The following is a 2,774-nucleotide window of genomic DNA, read 5'->3' on the forward strand; positions in this document are numbered from 1 at the left end:
ATGGTATCGCCAGTTATGGATATAGTGCAGCAGTAAGTATCCGAAAAGATTTAAAAACTACATATGCAAAGATAATTGCAGATGTGTATCAATATGAAGAAAATATAAAAACCTTTATGATAAAAAATGAGTGGATGGAGAAACCTCCTGTTGCACTAAATAGAGATAAGCTTGCTCAAGACTAAAAAAAAAATAAAGCTACCAAAGTACGGTAGCTTTTTTGTTTTTCAAAGGAGTATTCCAAATCTCCTTTAAGAAATGGTGAGTGTACTAGATATATGAAAGCCATTATTCCACTAACCTCCCTCAATAAACAAACACTTATCTCTTAATTACGCAGTTTTTCACCGTATTGCTATCTATCTTGTTTTACTTTACAGATTTGATTAGAGAGAAAAGTACACAATCAAGCTGTTTACGAAGAAAATGAGCGCAAGAAACTAGCCAACCTTCGGTTAATTTCTAAAAGTTGGATAAATAGCTATGTACGCACCAATGGATGTCCACATTTCTTATGGGGGTCTACCCTCCCAAGTCTCACAGAGTCTACGCTCCTACATTCCTTCGTTCAACCTTTCCATAAGGTGGATGTCGGTCATGCTGCCCCACAGGATCTAAGTCCTTACGTTAGTTGCGTTGCCAACTAATCCCATGCTGATTTTGTCTGTTCATCTTTTCAAATCTATTGGTTAAATCGTTAGTTTAATAGTGATTAAGCTGCTATTGGTTCTTGGATAAATGCATGCATATGGGGGATGTCCTTCAACATCTTCTCTTCTTGAAACACAAACTGTTTCTTACCAATAGAGAAGAGTATACGGATGACCTTATTACACAAAGCAATTAAAGACTGCATCTTTTTCAACGGATTTTCAGGTCTCGTTATGTAGTAATGATGGAGGGCTTTAAAGGCTTTGTTCTTGGCTACTAGAATCATAGATGCCCGGAATAACAATGCTCGTAATTTCTTTCGACCACGTTTGGTTATTCTGGTTCTCCCTTTATGCTTACCTGATGTATTTTCTTTTAAGCTAAGTCCAGCCAGTTTAGTTATCTGGCGAGGATGATTGTATTCACTCAAATCGCCTACTTCAGCGAAGAAACCCGCCACTGTATCGCGGCCAATTCCTGTTATTTCTAACATTTGATCAACGCCTGGAATATCTTGAAGTAGTGTATCCAGAGTTTGGTCAAGCTCTTCGAACTTGGTTTGAATGAGTTCATACTTTTGGATTAACGTTCTTAACTCCATTTTAGCCATCATGGCACCCTGACGGATGCCAATCGAGCGATTGGCTGCTTCTTTTAAGGCACGAATCTTCTTAATCCCTATACTGCGTTTCACTGCTTGCCTAAGGTATTCTAATAATTCTTCTTCTGTATATCTCACCAGTTCTTCCGGTAATGCTTCAAGCTTTAATAAATGAAGAGCTGCCTTCCCTTCCCAGCTTTTAAAGACGGTAAAGAACTCTGGAAAATATCGATCAATCCAGTTGTGTACCTGTCCTTGCACTATTTGTAAGTCTACATTTAATAGATCACGTAATTTCTTAGCCACACGCAGTTCTGCGAAAACTCCTTGTGGTATTGTTGGTTCGGAGTATCTACCATCTTTGACTAGTTGTGCAATGACTTTTGCGTCTTTAACATCATTTTTAGTTGGAGAATTATCGTCTAGCTCCTTACTGTGTTTGACATGTAAGGGGTTGACCGTGACAAATTTAATCTGTTCCTCCTTTAGAATATGAGCTAAATTAAGCCAATAATGGCCTGTTGGCTCCATTCCAGTAATGACAGACTCCATTTCGTATGAATCTTTTATTTGATTAATCCAATTAATAAATGTTCGAACTCCTTCTTGAGTATTATCAAAAAAGCAAGTAGAACCCAGCTCCATTCCACGATAATCCTGTGCTCTAGCTACGTGATGATGTTTGGCAATATCAATACCAATAACTAAGGTTTTAGGAGTAATTTGAGCTATTTTATGATTTTGGTTATAATTCATTTTGAGACCTCCGAGTAGATATTTTGTCCCTTTTAGCTAGCCGGCTCAGGACACATTTATCTTATCAAGAGGTCTTTTTTCTATCAAATCTCATTTTCACTTATTACAGGAATGCTGCCCCGTTTGTGGAATAAAAATTGGATCAAAATATAAAGGCAAATACTTATTTATCCCTGTCAAAAATCTATTATATAAGGGTAAAATTGCTGAGGAGTACATAAGAAAAAAGTCCTCAAATATTAGAGGTCAATTTAGTACTACACCTTTTCAGACTCCTTAAGAAAAATTTTCAGTCTTCTCCAAGAATCGCTTAAATGCTTTTGAAGTAATAAATTTTATAACACAAAAACTTGTAAATGAAATAACTCCAACGAAAAGCAAATAAATTGCTGTATTAGGCTTCGGATTTTCCACATTAAGAAATATAATTATAGTCATAAACAGTGAAAAACCAATTGCTTTTAATATTGTTTTTTTTCTTTGTTTTTGCATTTATATGCCTCCTTTAACTTCCTCTTCTCTTATTTCAAAAACCATTCTGTTTATTGTGCTAACCTGCCCCATTAATTAATAGAAAAATCTATATTATTAACCAGCTGCAACAGTGAGAAATTCTAAGCACACATTTTACATTGGTGGAACATAAATATTTAAAAATACTGGAACAGTCATAATACCTATATTTACCAAAAAGTGTGAAAATATAACCCATCTTAAACTTCCAGTTTTAAAATAAATGATAGACCAAACAATCCCTAATATTAAT

At 35.4% G+C, this 2,774-nt stretch carries 3 protein-coding genes; 1 reads left to right on the forward strand and 2 read right to left on the reverse strand.

Annotated features, from left to right (window positions below):
• Positions 1 to 185, forward strand: a 185-nt coding sequence (locus OQ279_RS18175; RefSeq protein ID WP_266071280.1) for a DUF3231 family protein, incomplete at its 5' end; no start/stop codon positions are given.
• 527 nt (positions 186 to 712) lie between these two features.
• Here the strand turns inward: OQ279_RS18175 and OQ279_RS18180 are convergent.
• The gene (locus OQ279_RS18180) at positions 713 to 2,008 is read right to left on the reverse strand and encodes an IS110 family RNA-guided transposase (protein WP_266071282.1); all 1,296 of its coding nucleotides are present in this window, start codon (positions 2,006 to 2,008) and stop codon (positions 713 to 715) included.
• A gap of 627 nt (positions 2,009 to 2,635) precedes the next feature.
• Positions 2,636 to 2,770: a CPBP family glutamic-type intramembrane protease gene (locus tag OQ279_RS18185; RefSeq protein ID WP_503167763.1), complete on the reverse strand. Its 135-nt coding sequence runs from the start codon at positions 2,768 to 2,770 to the stop codon at positions 2,636 to 2,638.
• Positions 2,771 to 2,774 lie beyond the last annotated feature (4 nt).

This window comes from Salinimicrobium profundisediminis, from assembly GCF_026241755.1.
GTDB lineage: Bacteria > Bacteroidota > Bacteroidia > Flavobacteriales > Flavobacteriaceae > Salinimicrobium > Salinimicrobium profundisediminis.